The organism is Psychrosphaera sp. B3R10, from assembly GCF_018861025.1.
GTDB classification, from domain to species: domain Bacteria; phylum Pseudomonadota; class Gammaproteobacteria; order Enterobacterales; family Alteromonadaceae; genus Psychrosphaera; species Psychrosphaera algicola.
The window spans coordinates 60,762-77,832 of sequence record NZ_JAHKQH010000023.1; the positions used below are offsets into that span (position 1 = coordinate 60,762).

Annotated in this window: 13 protein-coding genes; 11 read left to right on the forward strand and 2 right to left on the reverse strand. The window is 39.0% G+C overall.

The annotated features are described in order from the left end of the window. The first annotated feature begins 561 nt into the window (after positions 1-561). From pspA to KO525_RS07745, 6 genes are all read left to right on the forward strand, one after another. The gene (pspA, locus tag KO525_RS07720; RefSeq protein ID WP_216031180.1) at positions 562-1,224 is read left to right on the forward strand and encodes a phage shock protein PspA; all 663 of its coding nucleotides are present in this window, start codon (positions 562-564) and stop codon (positions 1,222-1,224) included. Positions 1,225-1,290: 66 nt separating this feature from the next. Then, positions 1,291-1,497 carry a PspC domain-containing protein gene (locus KO525_RS07725; RefSeq protein WP_215963216.1) on the forward strand — a complete coding sequence of 69 codons (207 nt, stop codon included), beginning with the start codon at positions 1,291-1,293 and terminating at the stop codon, positions 1,495-1,497. A 12-nt stretch (positions 1,498-1,509) separates the two neighbouring features. Next, positions 1,510-1,845, forward strand: coding sequence for a hypothetical protein (locus KO525_RS07730; protein WP_215963217.1), 336 nt, complete (start codon positions 1,510-1,512; stop codon positions 1,843-1,845). 57 nt (positions 1,846-1,902) lie between these two features. Then, on the forward strand, positions 1,903-2,352 hold the full coding sequence (locus tag KO525_RS07735; protein ID WP_215963218.1) for a copper chaperone PCu(A)C: 450 nt from the start codon (positions 1,903-1,905) through the stop codon (positions 2,350-2,352). Between the two features lie 13 nt (positions 2,353-2,365). Beyond that, positions 2,366-3,343, forward strand: coding sequence for a DUF2333 family protein (locus KO525_RS07740; protein ID WP_215963219.1), 978 nt, complete (start codon positions 2,366-2,368; stop codon positions 3,341-3,343). A 3-nt stretch (positions 3,344-3,346) separates the two neighbouring features. Next, on the forward strand, positions 3,347-4,084 hold the full coding sequence (locus tag KO525_RS07745) for a TIGR04219 family outer membrane beta-barrel protein (protein ID WP_215963220.1): 738 nt from the start codon (positions 3,347-3,349) through the stop codon (positions 4,082-4,084). Here the strand turns inward: KO525_RS07745 and KO525_RS07750 are convergent. Next, positions 4,074-4,967, reverse strand: a complete 894-nt coding sequence (locus KO525_RS07750; RefSeq protein ID WP_215963221.1) for a TIGR03899 family protein — start codon at positions 4,965-4,967, stop codon at positions 4,074-4,076. The two genes, KO525_RS07745 and KO525_RS07750, sit on opposite strands and share 11 nt — an antisense overlap. Before the next feature lie 160 nt (positions 4,968-5,127). On the opposite strand from KO525_RS07750, the gene KO525_RS07755 reads away from it, so the two are divergent. Then, positions 5,128-7,380, forward strand: coding sequence for an EAL domain-containing protein (locus tag KO525_RS07755; protein ID WP_215963222.1), 2,253 nt, complete (start codon positions 5,128-5,130; stop codon positions 7,378-7,380). A gap of 133 nt (positions 7,381-7,513) precedes the next feature. On the opposite strand, the gene uvrA is transcribed toward KO525_RS07755, so the two are convergent. Beyond that, the gene (uvrA, locus tag KO525_RS07760; protein WP_215963223.1) at positions 7,514-10,348 is read right to left on the reverse strand and encodes an excinuclease ABC subunit UvrA; all 2,835 of its coding nucleotides are present in this window, start codon (positions 10,346-10,348) and stop codon (positions 7,514-7,516) included. Positions 10,349-10,675: 327 nt separating this feature from the next. Here uvrA and xdp1 point away from each other — a divergent pair, with 327 nt between their 5' ends. The 4 genes from xdp1 (at position 10,676) to ssb (ending at position 16,630) form a co-directional block, all read left to right on the forward strand. Beyond that, positions 10,676-11,524 carry an exosortase-dependent surface protein XDP1 gene (gene xdp1, locus KO525_RS07765; RefSeq protein ID WP_215963224.1) on the forward strand — a complete coding sequence of 283 codons (849 nt, stop codon included), beginning with the start codon at positions 10,676-10,678 and terminating at the stop codon, positions 11,522-11,524. A gap of 109 nt (positions 11,525-11,633) precedes the next feature. Then, a complete protein-coding gene (gene prsT, locus KO525_RS07770; RefSeq protein ID WP_215963225.1) occupies positions 11,634-14,417 on the forward strand; it encodes an XrtA/PEP-CTERM system TPR-repeat protein PrsT in 2,784 nt (927 codons plus the stop codon). A 201-nt stretch (positions 14,418-14,618) separates the two neighbouring features. After that, positions 14,619-15,986, forward strand: coding sequence for an MFS transporter (locus KO525_RS07775; protein WP_215963226.1), 1,368 nt, complete (start codon positions 14,619-14,621; stop codon positions 15,984-15,986). 17 nt (positions 15,987-16,003) lie between these two features. Then, positions 16,004-16,630 (forward strand): single-stranded DNA-binding protein, encoded by a 627-nt coding sequence (gene ssb / locus KO525_RS07780; protein ID WP_252736739.1) that lies wholly within the window; start codon positions 16,004-16,006, stop codon positions 16,628-16,630. The last annotated feature ends 441 nt before the right edge of the window (positions 16,631-17,071 follow it).

Below are 17,071 nucleotides of genomic sequence, written 5' to 3' on the forward strand. Positions count from 1 at the left end.
AAATCCAAAAATCCAAAAATCTATAACGTACGAAATCAACCCTAGTTAATTATTAGGAATAGTATTATTTAATATCTTATTAAGTTATCGATTTCGGTCGACTATCCCCACCTATTAGCGGCTGATCAACAACTTAGCGCCTCTACTTGTAATATCCATTTCCGCTGTTTCGCATATTTTTGATCCATCGTTAGAACTGGTCTACCTAACCATTTATTTCCAGAGGAAGGTCTGTGTTCGCGATAAATTTGCGGAGCATATTATCCAATTGTTTGCCGCAGGTTTATAAAACGTTAATCACACTTTATTAACGTAAAAATGCCTCAGATCTTTGCAATAAATGTGTTGGTCAATTGCGCTATATAGGTGGTTAATTTAGCCACTATATGCAGTTGTTAAAATTGTGATAATAGGAGGATTCTTTAAATAATAAATAAAAACAATAACTTATGTGTTGGCACGATGATTGGAATAAGAACAGAGTAGTTAAACAAATAAATTGTTAAAAACACAAAACAAAAACTGCTTAGCAGAATATTTGAGTATCAATAGGAGGCCGTCATGGGCGTTATCACTCGATTTGTAGACATAGTAAATTCAAACTTAAATTCAGCATTAGATAGTGCAGAAAAACCTGAAAAGATGTTACGTATGATCATCCAGGAAATGGAAGAAGCATTGGTTGATATACGTTGTCAGGCAGCGCAGTTTATTGCAGAGAAAAAAGTGATGGAACGTAAAATCACTAAGTTAACTTCTCAAAGCACAGACTGGCAACACAAAGCCGAACTTGCGGTAAATAAAGAGCGTGAAGATCTTGCACGCCAGGCACTCATTGCTAAATCTGAATGTGAAAATGAAATTTCAGAAATTCAAGCGCAGCTAAATGTTGTTGAAACAAGCCTTGCCGCCATTACTAACGACGCTTCGTCGTTACAGACTAAATTGTCAGAAGCAAAACAGAAACAAAACACACTAATGAAACGTGAACAAGCAGCAGTCGTTCAATTGCATACACGTCGTCAAATAGACAGCAGTAAGCTAGAAAGTGTCAGCCAACGTTATGAGCAGTTACATCAGAAAATTGAAAACCTAGAAAGCCAAGTGGAAGCTTACGATGTTACTTCTAATCCGTCACTTGAAGAGCAATTTAGAAAACTTGAAGCGGACTCAAAAGTAGAAACTGAGTTACAAGAACTTAAAGCAAAAGTTGCAAACGGCTAATCTTAAAATTAACTATTTATTGGTGAGCGACCAACTAAAAGTCGCTCCAATTATTGGAGAAATATCATGAAATCAGAATATCTAGGTAAACCTTTGGCGAAAGATTATTTAAATCGTAAATTGTCGGGTGTATGTGCGGGAATCGCTGCACATTATGGCCAACCGACCTGGTTAGTTCGGGCGGCAACAATTGGGTTTGGTTTGTTTTTCCCCGCAGCTGCAATCTTTGGTTATTTATTGGCGGTTATTTTGATGCCAACAAAACGTTATTAGGAGGCCATAGTCATGAAATCATTAATGAAAGTAATTTTGGTATTTTTAGCATTGAGTATATTTTGGCATATGAGCCCATTTAGCAATGGCCATATTACTTACAGTGGTGATATTGAAGGATTTGACTGGCTAATCTCAAATGCGTTGATAGTTGGCGTGGTCTTTTTTACCGCCGCTTTAGTGTTAGTTTTATTTATAAGTGTATTCAGTGCTGTGATTTTCTTTGCGGGCTTGGTTTGTGCAACTATGCTATTTGTTGGAGTGTCATTTTTCTGGCCAATAATTTTGGTCGCAATGGTGTTGTATTGGATTTTTTCTGACTCAAATGAACCTGCATATAATAAATGAGGTCCAAATTAAATTTGGATCGGGTAAGATAGACAAATCTCATTATTGGAGGTTTGTATGTCGTTAAAAATATGGAAAATTGTGGCACTTAGTGCGGCAATTCTTTGGAGTAATATTAGCTTTGGTCATCACTTAGTTATGGTTGAACCTGTAATTAGAGCTGCGATTCCTGGGATGCCAAGCACAGCAGGATTCTTTTCATTAACCAATAGCTCTGATACAGATGAATATTTGATTAATGCAAGCTCCACAATATCCGAAAGAGTCGAGTTTCATAACCACATTATGAATGGCGACAACATGCGAATGGTAAAAGTGGATCAAATCCTGCTTCCTGCTAATGACTCAATTAAATTTGAAAGCGGTGGAATGCACTTAATGTTTATAAACTTAACTAATTATCCAAAAGCCGGTTCGAAAGTAGACGTTGAATTTACCACCAGTTCAGGTCGAAAGTTTCAAATTACGTTTTCGGTAAAGTCGATACTTGACGAACATAAACACTAAAAAGGCGAATTTTATGTATAAATGGATAGCGACCGCTGTCGGGACCGTCTCGTTGCTAATGTTAGTGTTAGCACAGTATTGGAGTTTTATGCCCGACGTATTTAACGTGCAACATCGCGCAGTTGAAGAGGCCAAAAAACTTAATGTTGAGGTTGTAACCGGTTTTACAACAACGCATACATTAATCGAAGTGACTAACACGCTTTTACATAAACCAGGTGGGTACTTGTCTAATGACATCATGCCGCCAAGTGTCATGCTGGATAATATGCCAGCGTTCGAATTTGGTGCATTGGAAATGGTTCGTGATCTGGCCTTGTCATTGCGTAAAGATTTTAGTCGCTCTCAGTCACAGTCCTTAGAAAACCCATATCTTAAAATTGCACAACCGCAGTTTAATATAGACCATAGGTCTTGGGCGTGGCCAAGTGCTGAGTCGGAATATGGAAAAGCAGTTGAAGCCCTTATTAGTTACCGAAACTCACTTGCTGATAAAAGTCAGAATACCGCGCAGTTTTATGCCCGGGCAGATAATCTAAGAGAGTGGCTTAATGAAGTTGAAAAACGCTTAGGTAGTTTGAGTCAACGACTCAGTGCAAGTGTAGGCCAGGAGCGTTCAAATACCGACTTAGCCGGTGAACAGTCTGCAAAACAGTCAACATCTGCGCCTTCGACTATGCAAGTGAAAACCAGTTGGTGGAAAATAGATGATGTGTTTTATGAAACGCGAGGCGCAAGTTGGGCTTTATTACATTTTTTGAAAGCCATAGAAGTTGATTTTGCCGAAACACTACGAAAAAAAGGTGCAACGACAAGCCTTAAACAAATCATTCGGGAATTAGAGTCGAGTCAAGAAGCCATATGGAGCCCGATGGTTTTGAACGGCAGCGGTTTTGGTTTATTAGCCAATCATTCATTAGTAATGGCCAATTATATTTCCCGGGCAAATGCCGCGATCATTGATTTGAACAAGTTGTTGATACAGGGGTAACCAATGAACAGCAAATGGCTAGCAATTTTATTGATGATGGCAAGTTGTGGTGCATTTGCTGATACCTTGGGTGTTAAATTTGGGCTACAACATTGGCAGGCGGATAATACGGGTTACGTTGGCGAAGCTGATGATGCCGTTTTGAGTTGGAGTAGCGATTCACAAAGCCAAATCCGAATTTACGGTAGCATAGAACATCCGATATTTTTAATTCCAAATGTGAAGATGGGTTACTCAAAATTTGATTTTGAAGACATCGCGTTACTCGATCAAACGTATCGTTTGGGCGGCCAATTATATAGTATCGCAAGTGAATTGAACTATGGCGGCGAGTATGAAATTGTCGATTTTATTTCTTATTATGAAATTGTCGACAGAGATATATTGAGCTTTGATTTGGGTGTCAATTTTCGATTTCAAGATACGGAATATCAGGTTGCAGACGTAAATTCCGGTGCTAACTCCCAAACGAGCGTGTCCTCAATTGAACCTTTATTTTATGCTAAATTGACAAGTAGTTTGCCGTTAATGGGTTTGTTCTCCTATTTTGAATATCAAACTGGAGATAAAAACCATGATTACGAAACAGCGATTGGCTATCAATTTTCAGAAAATATGTTGGCAGCCATTACCGTCTATATCGGTTATAAAGACCAACAGATATCTTATCAATATGAAGACGGAATCGTAGCAAAAGCAGAATGGAATTCTGTATTTGTCTCACTCGAATCTAGCTTTTAACATTAACCTCAGATTGAAAATCAACAAGCCCTCTGAAATCTGAAATCAAGGTTTTTAGATAGTTGTTATCTTTGTCTGAGGCGACTAATTTACTTAATTCATAGCCCGTTTGGGTAAATTTGTAATAGGTAAATATCACTTCTTTTTGCTGTATTGTCATACCAATAGATTGGCCGTGGTAATTTAACTGGATTTTGTCGTTAAATGAATATGGTGCAGACTCTATCTCTTGAGTATACAGCAAGCCCAACTCACCGAGCGTCATTAATTGGGGATACGAAAGTCCAAATTTGTTGAGGTTTATCACCATTCGATTAGAACCGCTAAATATCGACATCAAAGTTGGTTTTTTATAAATTCCAGTTAAAATTTTAGCGCCTTTTTCCTCCCCAATACGACACGCTAAAGACACCGAACGATAAAATGTCATTGCCTCATTACTGCTGATCTCAGAAAGTGTTTTAAGACTACGGAATGAAAAAGTACCGACCTGACTTAACTCTACAGCCAAAATTTTCGCCCACAGCTCTTGTTTGGTTGAAGAAAAACTCGACTTTGCAAATTCAGTAAATTTCATTAACCAATCTAAGTCTAAGCGTTCAAATTGGGCATCTTGATTGACATACTCAAGTGCCAAACTAAAAATTTGCTCTAGATTATTTTGTTGACGAGAGAGCAGAATTTGCTCACGTTTGTGCCCGCGTTGCAACAAATTGGACTCTGGATTTTTAATATAAATTTGGTCGCCCGCATTGGTTGTACGGATTGCTTTATGCTCTAGCTGCGGTTCAGCTTCAGGCACAAGTGCAAATTCAATCCCGGTTGTTTGTTTTAACAACGCAAGGTATTTAGTGCGACTTGGATGCAACGCTTGGTTAGCCATGATATTCCTTTAACAAAGTTTCACTTATAGTTAAGAAAATTTAATACAATGTCAAAAAGATAAAATTTAATTTAGGATGGTTTTAATTAAAAATACTATCTACACTTGTTATAACAAGTAATTTTTTACTTACGGGTTTGGGAAATGGAATAGGACATTCGTGAATAGACATGCAACCAATATGGTAGAAGACGATACATTTATTTTCGCTGACAACGAAAATGAACCAGACTTTGCGGATGAAGCTAAAGTTACAGGCTCATGGAAAATATTAATTGTTGATGACGAACCTGAGATCCATAAAATAACTGAACTGGCTTTAGCCAATACCTTAGTTGGCAATTGCCGATTGGAATTTTTACATGCGTATTCAGGAAATGAGGCATTAGACATTCTCACAACTGTAAAAGATATCGCTGTTATTTTACTTGATGTGGTTATGGAATCTGACGATGCTGGATTAATGGCTGTCAGAAAAATCCGAGAAAATTTAAAACTGACGGATGTCAGAATTATTCTACGAACAGGACAACCGGGTTATGCTCCAGAAGAGAACGTGATCATGGAATACGATATTAACGATTACAAAACCAAGACTGAGCTTACACGAAATAAGCTTTTAACGTCTGTTTTCTCTGCTATACGGTCTTTTCAGCAATTATCAGTCATAAGCCAATCCAGAAACTTTTTAGAACAAATTAACACGCTAAATCAAGAGTTAATATCCACAGAGCAGTTTAAAGAATTTACCGACTTACTTGTTGGTAATTCAAATAAATTGTTTGCTGGCGGAACAGACGCAGCACTGTTATTAAACTATTCAAAAGACAAAAAGTTTGTGCCGGAGGATGGGTTTTGGGTCAATCGTGGAATTGGTGCTTACCAACAATATACAGATATGCGCTTTGAATGTGTCATGAGTGAAAATGTGGTTCATTTAATTAGCAAAGCAATTAAAACCAGCGGTCACGTTTTTGAAGATGATATTGAAATTATTTATATCGAAGCGAAGTCCTGCACGGCTATTTTGGTTTTAAATAACTCGATTGTTGAAACAATATCAGCGGCTTTACTGCAAACCTATTGTGCAAACGTTGGTTCGTCGTTAGACAACTCTATTCTCATTAAACAAGTTAGTCAGGTCGCTTACCAAGATCGATTAACGGGCTTAGCAAACCGCTCGCGTTTTATCCAATTGCTCGACCTGTACACAAAAAACAGGTTGTCAGGGGATAGGGTGATGTTGCTAGACATTGACCACTTTTCTGATATCAATGATGGACTTGGTCAAGAAGCGGGCAACGCCTTGTTATTATGTGTGACAGAGCGATTAAAAAATTCATTGGACCCAAGTGTGACTATTGCACGGATCGGGGCCGATATATTTGGTTTTATTGGAACTACAAAAACATTAGATACTAATGTTGTTTTGCCCCTGTTTAATCAATCTTTTCAAGCCGAAGAGCATTTAATCCCTATCAATGCGACTTTGGGGATTTGCGATAAATTGAATGGCGGAAAAAATGGTTTATCGGTACTAAAACATACAAACATTGCACTAAACAAAGCGAAAAAAGACACTCAATCTCGGTATCGGTTTTATGAAACCGAAATGGAAGATGAAACAAGTTGGCGACTCGGTATGATCCGCAGTTTAGTTAATGACTTTAATCACGGTAAATTACAGGTTTGGTATCAACCGCAATTAAATGTTAAAACTGGCCGATTTGATGGCATGGAGGCGTTATTACGTTGGCCAAATAGCGATGGTGGATTTATTTCACCACTGATTTTTATTCCACTCGCTGAATATTCCGGCCTTATCGTTGAATTAGGTATGTGGGTGCTAGAACAGTCTTGTGAGCAAGTTAAAAAACTTGAGCAACTCGGGCTTACTGGATTGCGTGTTGCGGTGAATATATCGATGCCTCAATTCCGTAATTCTAATTTTGTTCAAAACGTCATTGAGACCGCCAAAAAATACGAAGTTGACCCTGAGCAAATTGAATTAGAGATCACCGAAAGTGTTGTTATGGATGATCCAAAACTGGTGATCATTGCGCTTGAAGAGCTTAAAAAGAATAAGTTTGCGATTGCGATCGACGATTTTGGAACAGGATTTTCGTCGCTAAGTTATTTACAACAGTTGCCGTTGGATAGAATTAAAGTTGATAGAGAGTTTATTAAAGGTATCGGCGAGGGTGGCGATGGCATTATTGCTGAGACTGTTATCACACTAAGTCAAAAGTTAGGTAAAGAAACTGTCGCAGAAGGGATTGAGACACAATTCCAGTTGGACTTTATTCGTAATTTAAATTGTGATGTTTCTCAAGGCTATTTCCACGCGAAGCCGATGCCCGCTGAGCAATTAGAGGCATTTTTACTTGGACAACAGCCGGACGTCGAACCGTAGTGACAAGTTCAGACCATATTATAACTATTAATTGTCCCGACGAAGACGTGTGAGCACATTTTAGGATGGGACAAAAATAACAAAAAAGGGTTAATTGTTAATTAACCCTTTTTGTTTGCTTAAAACCAGAAACTTATATGGTTTTGCCAACCAAAAGTTCTTTTAAGTATTTAGCTGTATGAGAGGTTGTATTTTCACATACTTCTTCAGGCGTACCGGCGACCAAAATCTCACCGCCACCTGAACCCCCTTCAGGACCCAAATCGACAATCCAGTCCGCTGTTTTCACAACATCCAAATTGTGCTCGATAATCACCAGTGTATTACCGTGATCCCGCAGACGATGCAAGACGGTTAGTAGTTGCTCAATATCGTAAAAGTGCAAGCCAGTTGTAGGTTCATCAAGAATATACAGCGTTTGACCTGTATCTCTTTTGGACAACTCTTTTGCGAGTTTCACTCGTTGGGCTTCACCACCAGATAATGTTGTCGCTGACTGACCTAAACGGATGTAGCTTAAACCAACGTCCATAAGTGTTTGCAGTTTTCTCGAAATCGCTGGGATCGCATCGAAAAATTCTCTGGCGTCTTCAACCGTCATATCGAGAACTTGATGAATATTTTTGTTTTTGTAAGTTACTTCCAGGGTTTCACGGTTATAACGTTGGCTTTTACAAACATCACAAGGTACATACACATCCGGCAAAAAATGCATTTCCACTTTGATCATGCCGTCACCCTGACAGGCTTCACAACGACCACCTTTAACATTGAAACTAAAGCGACCCGCTTTGTAACCGCGGGAGCGTGCTTCCTGCGTACCGGCAAACATGTCACGTATATTGGTAAAAATACCAGTGTATGTTGCTGGATTAGATCTTGGTGTTCGACCAATTGGACTTTGGTCAATGTCGATGACTTTGTCTAGCTGATCCATACCTGTAATATCGCGATACGGACTTGGTTCAGAGGTAGTTGCGTTATTGAGTTCACGATGCGCAATTGGGTATAACGTACTATTTATTAACGTTGATTTACCTGAACCTGACACACCCGTTACACAAGTCATTAAGCCGAGAGGGATTTCTATCGTCACATCTTTTAAGTTGTTGCCAGTCGCACCGGATAGCGTCAACATCTTTTTGCGGTCGATTGGCGTTCTGGTTTTAGGGACTGCGATTTCCCGAGCGCCAGAAAGGTATTCACCCGTTAATGAACCCGGTGTGTTTTCAACTTCATCAGGCGTACCCTGGGCGATGATTTCGCCACCGTGAACTCCAGCGCCTGGGCCGATGTCGATAACATGGTCAGCTGCTCGAATGGCATCTTCATCGTGTTCTACAACGATTACTGTGTTTCCTAAGTCTCTTAAGTGCACTAAAGTTTGCAATAGACGGTCGTTGTCTCGTTGATGCAAACCTATTGAAGGTTCATCAAGTACATACATGACGCCCACTAAGCCAGCACCTATTTGACTGGCGAGTCTTATTCGCTGAGCTTCACCGCCTGACAGGGTCTCTGCGCTTCTTGAAATAGATAAATAATTGAGTCCAACATTGACTAGAAACCCGAGTCGTTGGCAGATCTCTTTTAGGATTTTTTCAGCGATTTGGGCTTTTTGGCCAGTCAGTTCCATGTTTTGGAAAAACTCGCTCGCTTCACCAATCGACATATCTGAAATTGTTGGCAAGTTAACGCCAGTAACAAAGACATTTCTCGCTTCTTCACGAAGTCGGCTACCATCACATGAAGGGCAATGCTGAGTACTAATATACTTAGTAAGTTCTTCACGCACAGAATTAGATTCTGTTTCGCGATAACGCCTTTCCATATTAGTTAATATGCCTTCAAAAGGATGATTTCTAACAACTACATCGCCTCTGTCGTTCATATATTTAAATTCGATTGGCTGTTGGCCACTGCCATTTAAGATCACGTGGCGATGGTCGTCTGACAATTCTGAAAATGGTAATGACAAGTCGATTTTGTAGTGGTCAGCAAGTGACTTAAGCATTTGGAAATAGTAGAAGTTACGTTTATCCCAACCGCGTATTGCACCGCCTATTAGACTTAGTTCACTATTAATAACGACTTTTTCTTGGTCGAAAAACTGCTTAACACCAAGTCCATCACAGCTTGAACATGCCCCTGCAGGGTTATTAAACGAGAACATCCGAGGTTCTAATTCTTGCATGGAGTAGCCACATTTAGGGCAAGCAAAGTTTGCGCTAAATGTGAGCTCTTCTTTATCTTCATCCATGTAAGCGACTTGGACATTGCCACTACTGAGTTCTAAACACGTTTCTATCGACTCGGCAAGGCGTTGTTGAATATCGTCGCGGACTTTTAAACGGTCTACAACGACCTCAATGGTATGCTTTTTGTGAAGTTCTAAATCTGGAGGATCGGATAAGTCACATACTTCACCGTCGATACGCGCACGAATAAAGCCTTGAGCCGCTAAGTTTTCTAGTGTCTTAACGTGCTCACCCTTACGGTCTCTAACAATAGGAGCTAACAGCATGATTTTGCTGCCTTCAGGCAACGCTAGAATGCGGTCGACCATTTGCGAAACGGTTTGTGCTTCTAGTTTTTCGCCGTGAGTAGGACATGTTGGCGTCCCTATGCGTGCAAAGAGCAGTCTTAGGTAGTCGTAAATTTCGGTAATTGTACCTACGGTTGAGCGTGGGTTATGAGACGTTGATTTTTGTTCAATTGATATTGCTGGACTAAGGCCTTCTATATGATCAACGTCAGGCTTTTCCATTAATGACAAAAACTGACGAGCATAGGCTGATAAAGACTCAACGTAACGTCGTTGGCCCTCGGCATACAATGTATCAAAAGCTAGAGATGATTTTCCTGAACCGGATAGTCCAGTGATGACAATGAGTTTGTCGCGTGGAATCGTTAAAGAAACATCTTTTAGATTGTGGGTTCTCGCACCCCTAACTTCTATTTTATCCATATTACCGTCATAACCTCATAATTTGACCGGTCAGTATGCCATCATTTGGTGAATAATTTAATAACAATGCTCGTTTTCTTAAACTTAAATAGGAAAGACCGTCGAGCTTTTGTATAGTGACTGTAAAATAAGTAACTAGTTAATGACAATTTTAGCCATTAGGTTAAAATGGCTAAAAATTTAAGTGTCTATATTTTTTACAGTTCAAATTGGTTGACCATTAAAGTTGTTGTAAAACAATAATTTAAATGTTGGCTTGTATATTGCTTTACCAGTGTAGACGAAATTAATTTAAACTCGGTTTTAGTAGAGTTGAAGGAAGTACATATGTTAAGAACATTGGCAATTATCGCGGCGATCACAGCGTCGGCAAATGCTACAGCAACATCGACTAGTATCGATTGGGATTTGCAATCATCAAACATAACTACAGATGGTACATGGGTAGCTGGCTCTAATAGTAGCACTTGGAACGATGCAGAATCGATTGCACTTACTAGTGATGGCGTCGAAGTTGTTATTACTGGTTGGTCCGATTCAGAAGGTGATACTAGCGCATCAAACAGTAAAGAGTATTACGACCAAATAGTGGAGCAAGGTGATCTTTATTATTGGGGTGATAGTAACGGTTGGGGTGTTGTGAACGGTGATGAAAATTCAAACTCTGTGCCTGATCATTCAATTGATAACTACAGCAGCAGTTTAATGTATTCTGACCAAGACATGGTATTGCTGTCGTTTTCAGAAGCAGTAAGTTTAGAAGGTATTAGTGTCGGTTGGTATAGCGATGGTCAAAACAACATTCTTGATGTTGGTGCAGTTGCAATTTCTTCTCAAGATGTAGCCAATATGTCAAATGGTACGTCAACTTGGGATGATATCTACAGCGAAGTTGATATGTCTACTATTTCAAAACAAGGTTCAAGTAATTATTATGCTTTGGATAGTGATGCTGGTTCTTCTACCTTTTGGTTGGTCGGACTTTACAACGAGATGGAAAATTGTGATTACGACGCATTCAAATTGATGGGTGTAACGGCAAAAACAAGTAACGGCGGCGGTGGTACACCACCAGTTGACGTACCTGAGCCTTCTTCAATTGCAATATTCGCACTTGGTTTAGCCTTTATCGTTAGACAGAAAAAATTATCATCGAAATTTAAATTAAACTTCTAAATTTAAATTTTGTCTAAAATAAAAAAAGATGGCCTTTGCCATCTTTTTTGTTTTCTTTTACAGTAAAATTAATTCTCTTTCTCTAAGTTAAGCAACAGAGGCTTCTACGATGTTTCACCGTGCCCTAATTTCTGCATCGATTTCATTTTTACTTTTATTTTCATTCGCCGCTAAAGCGGCAAATAGTTATTATGAGCAAGCTGTTCAAGCATTTTATGAAGAGAAATACGAATCCAGCTTTATCTATCTAAAAAATGCCTTAGATGCGCAACCAGACAACTTGCCTGCAAAGATATTAATGGGAAAGATTTTTTTAAGGCGTGGCTATTTCAACGAAGCAATTAAGCAATTTGAAGAATCATTAGCCTATAAAGCCGACATTAATTTAATATTATCTGATTACGCCACGGCACTAAACTTTGCCAAACGTTACAAAGAGGTTTTAGTGTTTGCCGATGGTTACAAGCTAAATGATAGCTCGGCATATGAGCTTTATATCAATAAAGCGATAGCGTACCAAAATCTAGATTTAACCGTATTGAGTCGTAAGTCCTATCAAAACGCCATTGCTTTGAATGCTAAAGACACTCGGGCATTAAATAGCTTAGCGTCTTTAGAATCTTCATTGGGGAATATTGAAGAAGCGCAAAAACTAATTTCACGTTCACTGATTATCAATCCAAACGACCATCGTACCTACCACCTTCAAGGCCAAATTAGAATGTCAAAAAACGACTATCAAGGAGCGATAGAGTCGTACAATAAAGCTTTAAATTATGTAAATAATGACCCCGTGGTTCAACGTTCAATTATCTCTGCATTTATAAAAGTGGGTAGAATTGATGACGCCGAAAAAATGATCAATGATATTTTGGCCGTAACCCCTGAAGACCCACATATTATGTTGCTTTCAAGTTGGATGATGTCAATTAGAAAACAAGATGAACAATCGGCTTCAATGTTAGAATCGTTGTCTAATACCACCTCAATGATCCCGGAAGACGAGTTTATTAATAAACCATCTCTCATTTTTGTCACTGCCTTGTCTTCATATTTACAAGGTAATATAGAGCAAGCGTCAAAAGAACTTAGCAAATACTTAAATCTTGCACCTGGTGATTTACGCGCTATTTCGATGTTGACTAACGTTTATCTTAAACAAGACAAATCTCGCGAAGCAACTTATCTACTTGAGCGCCACGAATCCGCTGTGATCAGTGATTTGAAACTAGCCATACGTTTGGTCGATTTATATTTAAGTAATGGTCAAAAATTTGAAGCTGAGATGTTGTTAGAGAAACTTGAACTTGAATACCCAAATGAACTCGATGTTACGTTGCGTTTAGTCTCTATTTACAACCAATCTGGTCGTTCTGGACAGGCTAGGTTGCTGATTGAAAGAGTTAAAAATGACAAGTCTGATATTCGATTAGACATAGCTCGTGGCCTTATGTTCCTGCAAAACGGTGATATTCCTCAAGCATATGACGTTGTTGAAAAGTTATCTGAGCAATTTCCAGATAATTTTGATCTACAAAATTTTAAATCTGCGGTATTAATTAAGCAAAATAAAGCAGCCGAAGCGCAAAAAATTATTGTGAAGTTACTCGAAACTCGCCCTGATTTTTTTGAAGCTCGCTTTAACTTAGCAACAACCCACAAGATGTTGGGTCGTTTTGATGTTGCAAAAAATATTTTAGAAGAACTTCATGCAGAGCGTTCGACGCATGCAGACGTTAAATATATGTTGGCTCAAATATATGCTGAATACAAAAACTTCGACCAAGCAATACCTTTGTTGGTCACTGTTCAGGCCAAAAAAACAGGACGGTTGAGTCAAGAGTTGTTGTACGACATTTACTTTGAGCAAAAAGAATATCAATCGGCCTATAAAGTGATTAAAGAGTTATCTGCGTCATATATGTTTAACCCGCCATATTTGTTTAAACAGGTGGCTGTATTAGACAAGCTTGGCAAAAAAGACGAAGCAGCTAAACAGTTAGGCATATTATATGGATTGGCGGAAGGCAAACCTAAGATGATTTATGACGTTGCTGTGTTACAACGTCAGGTCGGCGATTTTGAAGGTGCTGGGAAGTCTATCGCTAAGCTTAAAAGTTTAATTCCTAATAACCTTAGAGTTAATATAGAGTCGATTCGACTTGAGTTAGATAAACAAGAAATACAACAAGCTCAGCTAGCAGCGGAAAAACTGTATAAAGAAGTGAAAAACGAACCTAATGTTCTTTTATTATTAGGTGATATTGCCAGCACTAGACGCGATACTCCTAAAGCGTTTGACTATTATTGGCAGGCAATAGAAATAAACCCAGAGTTTAATTTAGCATTGTTAAATTTGTATCAAATCGCCAAAGAAAATTATAAAGCGGCTGAATTTGAGACCTTGGTTAAAGCATCTATCCCCACGTACCCTAAACAAGTTTGGCGTATTAGGTTGTTAGCCGATCACTATATGAACTTGAATAAATTTCAATCGGCAAAACCGCTATACCAGAAGTTAATGGATTTAGGTCACTATAAAGATGATGCCTTTCTACTAAATAATATGGCAATGATAAATATGGATTCATCGTTGGAAACTGCCATGGAGTTTGCCCGTAAAGCGTTTGACTTAAATGATTCAAATGCATCTATTAAAGACACGTTAGGGTGGGGCTTTTATCACCAAGCACGTTATGATGCCGCACTCGAAATGTTAAGAAGTGCCCATGCTATGGATTCTAATAACGCGACTATTCGTTATCATCTAGCACAGGTACTTATAAAACTTGAACGTACCGCGGAGGCCAAACGAGAGCTAGATGCAGCTTTGTCTAACGGCGAAAAAGAAATTTGGTTTGCTCAAGCCAAGCAGATCCGAAGCCAACTCTAAGCTAAGATTTGGTTGTTGCTTGTAAATCAACACAACCTTCGGTTCTTCTGATCATGCACACTTCAACTATTCTTTTTTGTAGTTGAAGTCGTTATGTTTGATTTATCCGAAAAACTAGACCTCAAACACCTTTTTTAATATTGGTTTACCAGTATACTGTGCGGTCTGTCAAAGTTTGGAACATTCTTTTAAGTTAACAACATGCAGTCTACCCGTTTAAATAATTTAGAAAAAAGAGCTGCCGTCTCTTTAGCTCTCATATTCTCCATGAGAATGTTGGGCTTGTTCATGCTAATGCCTATATTAGCCATATATGGACAAGAACTGTCAGGTGTAACGCCTATGTGGATTGGTTTAGCCATTGGCGCCTATGGTTTAACCCAGGCACTTTTTCAAATACCAATGGGTTGGCTTTCAGATCGTTATGGACGTCGAAGAATAATTGTATTGGGTCTAATTATCTTTGCCATTGGTAGTATAATTGCTGGCTTAGCCGAAAGCATTGAAATGGTTACCTTTGGTAGAGCAATTCAAGGGATGGGAGCAATTGCCAGTGCGGTATTGGCGCTTGCATCAGATGTTACTCGTGAAGAACAAAGGCCAAAGGTTATGGCTGTTATTGGTATGTGTATCGGCATGAGCTTTGCTGCGGCATTAGTTTTAGGCCCTATGGTGGCAAAATCATTTGGTTTAGCCGGTGTTTTTAACCTGACGGCTATTATGGCGGTTGTCGGCATTATAATTGTGTTAACTATCGTCCCTGTTTCTTATACCCGTGGGCACAGCGGTGAAGTGACAGCGACCTCTAGCCGATTAATTTCGATGTTATGCCATCCACAACTTATTAGACTTGATTTTGGCGTCATGATATTACACATGATGATGACATCATTGTTTATCGCTTTACCTGTGTTGTTAACCGACGCAGGCTTAGCCATTGATAATCATTGGCAAATTTATCTTCCAGTGTTGTTTTTATCATTTGTTTTTATGGTACCGATGATCATTATCGCTGCCAAAAAGTCTTTAGAAAAAGTGATGTTTTTAGCAGCTATAGGCATGTTAATTATTGCCTTAAGCGCTATGGTTTTAACACAGTCGTTTTGGCCGCTTATTTTAACGTTGTTTTTATTTTTTATTGGTTTCAATTTTTTGGAAGCAAGTTTACCAGCGCATGTCGCACGATTGTCGCCAGCTGGACAAAAAGGCAGTGCGATGGGAGTCTATTCAAGCAGTCAATTTTTTGGTGCTTTTTTAGGTGGAATAACAGGCGGTTACCTCGTACAAAATTTTGGCTTCAGTTATTTGTTTGCGGCAAATGCCGTACTTGCGTTACTATGGCTGATTATCGCATCCTCTATGGTATTACCGGCAAGTTCGAAACGAGTTTCAATCCCAATCGAACCTGTTGACGGTGGTCAATGGCAACAATTAATTGATAAAATTAGTGATTGCTCAGGTGTTATGGAAGCGACCTTAGTTGAAGACGAACATCGAATTTATCTTAAAGTAGAAAAATCTAATTACGACAGGGATTCTGTCGACAGATTAATACGTGAATTTATTTAGTTTGCAGGAGAAATATTATGGCTCGCGGAGTCAATAAAGTAATTTTAATTGGTACTTTGGGTGCAGATCCTGAAGTAAGATTTATGCCGAATGGCAACGCGGTTGCAAATATTAGTTTAGCAACAAACGAAAGTTGGAAAGACAAAAATACCGGTCAAATGCAGGAAAAAACTGAATGGCACCGTATTGTTGTTTTTGGCAAACTTGCTGAAGTTGCAGGCGAATATTTACGTAAAGGCTCACAGGCTTACTTTGAAGGGAAACTTCAAACGCGTAAATGGCAAGATCAAGCGACTGGTCAAGATAAATTCACCACAGAAGTTGTGGTTGATTTTGGCGGACAAATGCAAATGTTAGGTGGTCGTAACGATGGTCAAAGCGCACCAGCGGGGAACTTCCAAAAGCCAGCACAGCAACCTGGTGGATTCCAGCAAGCTGCGCCTCAACAAGCCCAACAGCCTCAGCAGCAGGCACAGCAACCTATGCAACAACAAGCTCCGGCGCAAGGTGGATACCAACAGTCTCCACAAGGTGGTTTCCAACCGCAACAGCGTCAAGCTCAACAAGGTGGATTTCAGCCGCAACAAGCACCGGCAGCGCCACCTGAACCTAGCATGGACTTTGATGACGACATTCCGTTCTAATTCAAGACAAAATTTAGAATGTTGAAAAGTTACATTGAAAGCCGCTAGTAAGCGGCTTTTTATTTTGTTGAAAAAAATGAATTGGACCTTCAATCTTAATTTTTGATTCTAGTATAAAGCGTAAAGTGTACCTTCGAATTATTAATCCAATAAAGCCACGCAGTGCTAATTTTTAATTACGTTCCAGTTCTTTCGTCATCCTTTGCTAGGATTGATAAGGCAGTAAAATCAATAGATTTAAAACAATAAATAGCCGGTCTAATTATTTGGCATTTTATTAAAATTAATAAAAATCAAAGGGTTCAATCTTAATGTACGAAGGACTTCAATATTTGGCGTCCGGATCTGAAGGTGTTATGTCAATATTGAGGTACTTTAAACAATATTTTTTTTGTATTCTTAAAGCAGAACGCTTGCCAAACGCGTTATAGCCTATTAGAT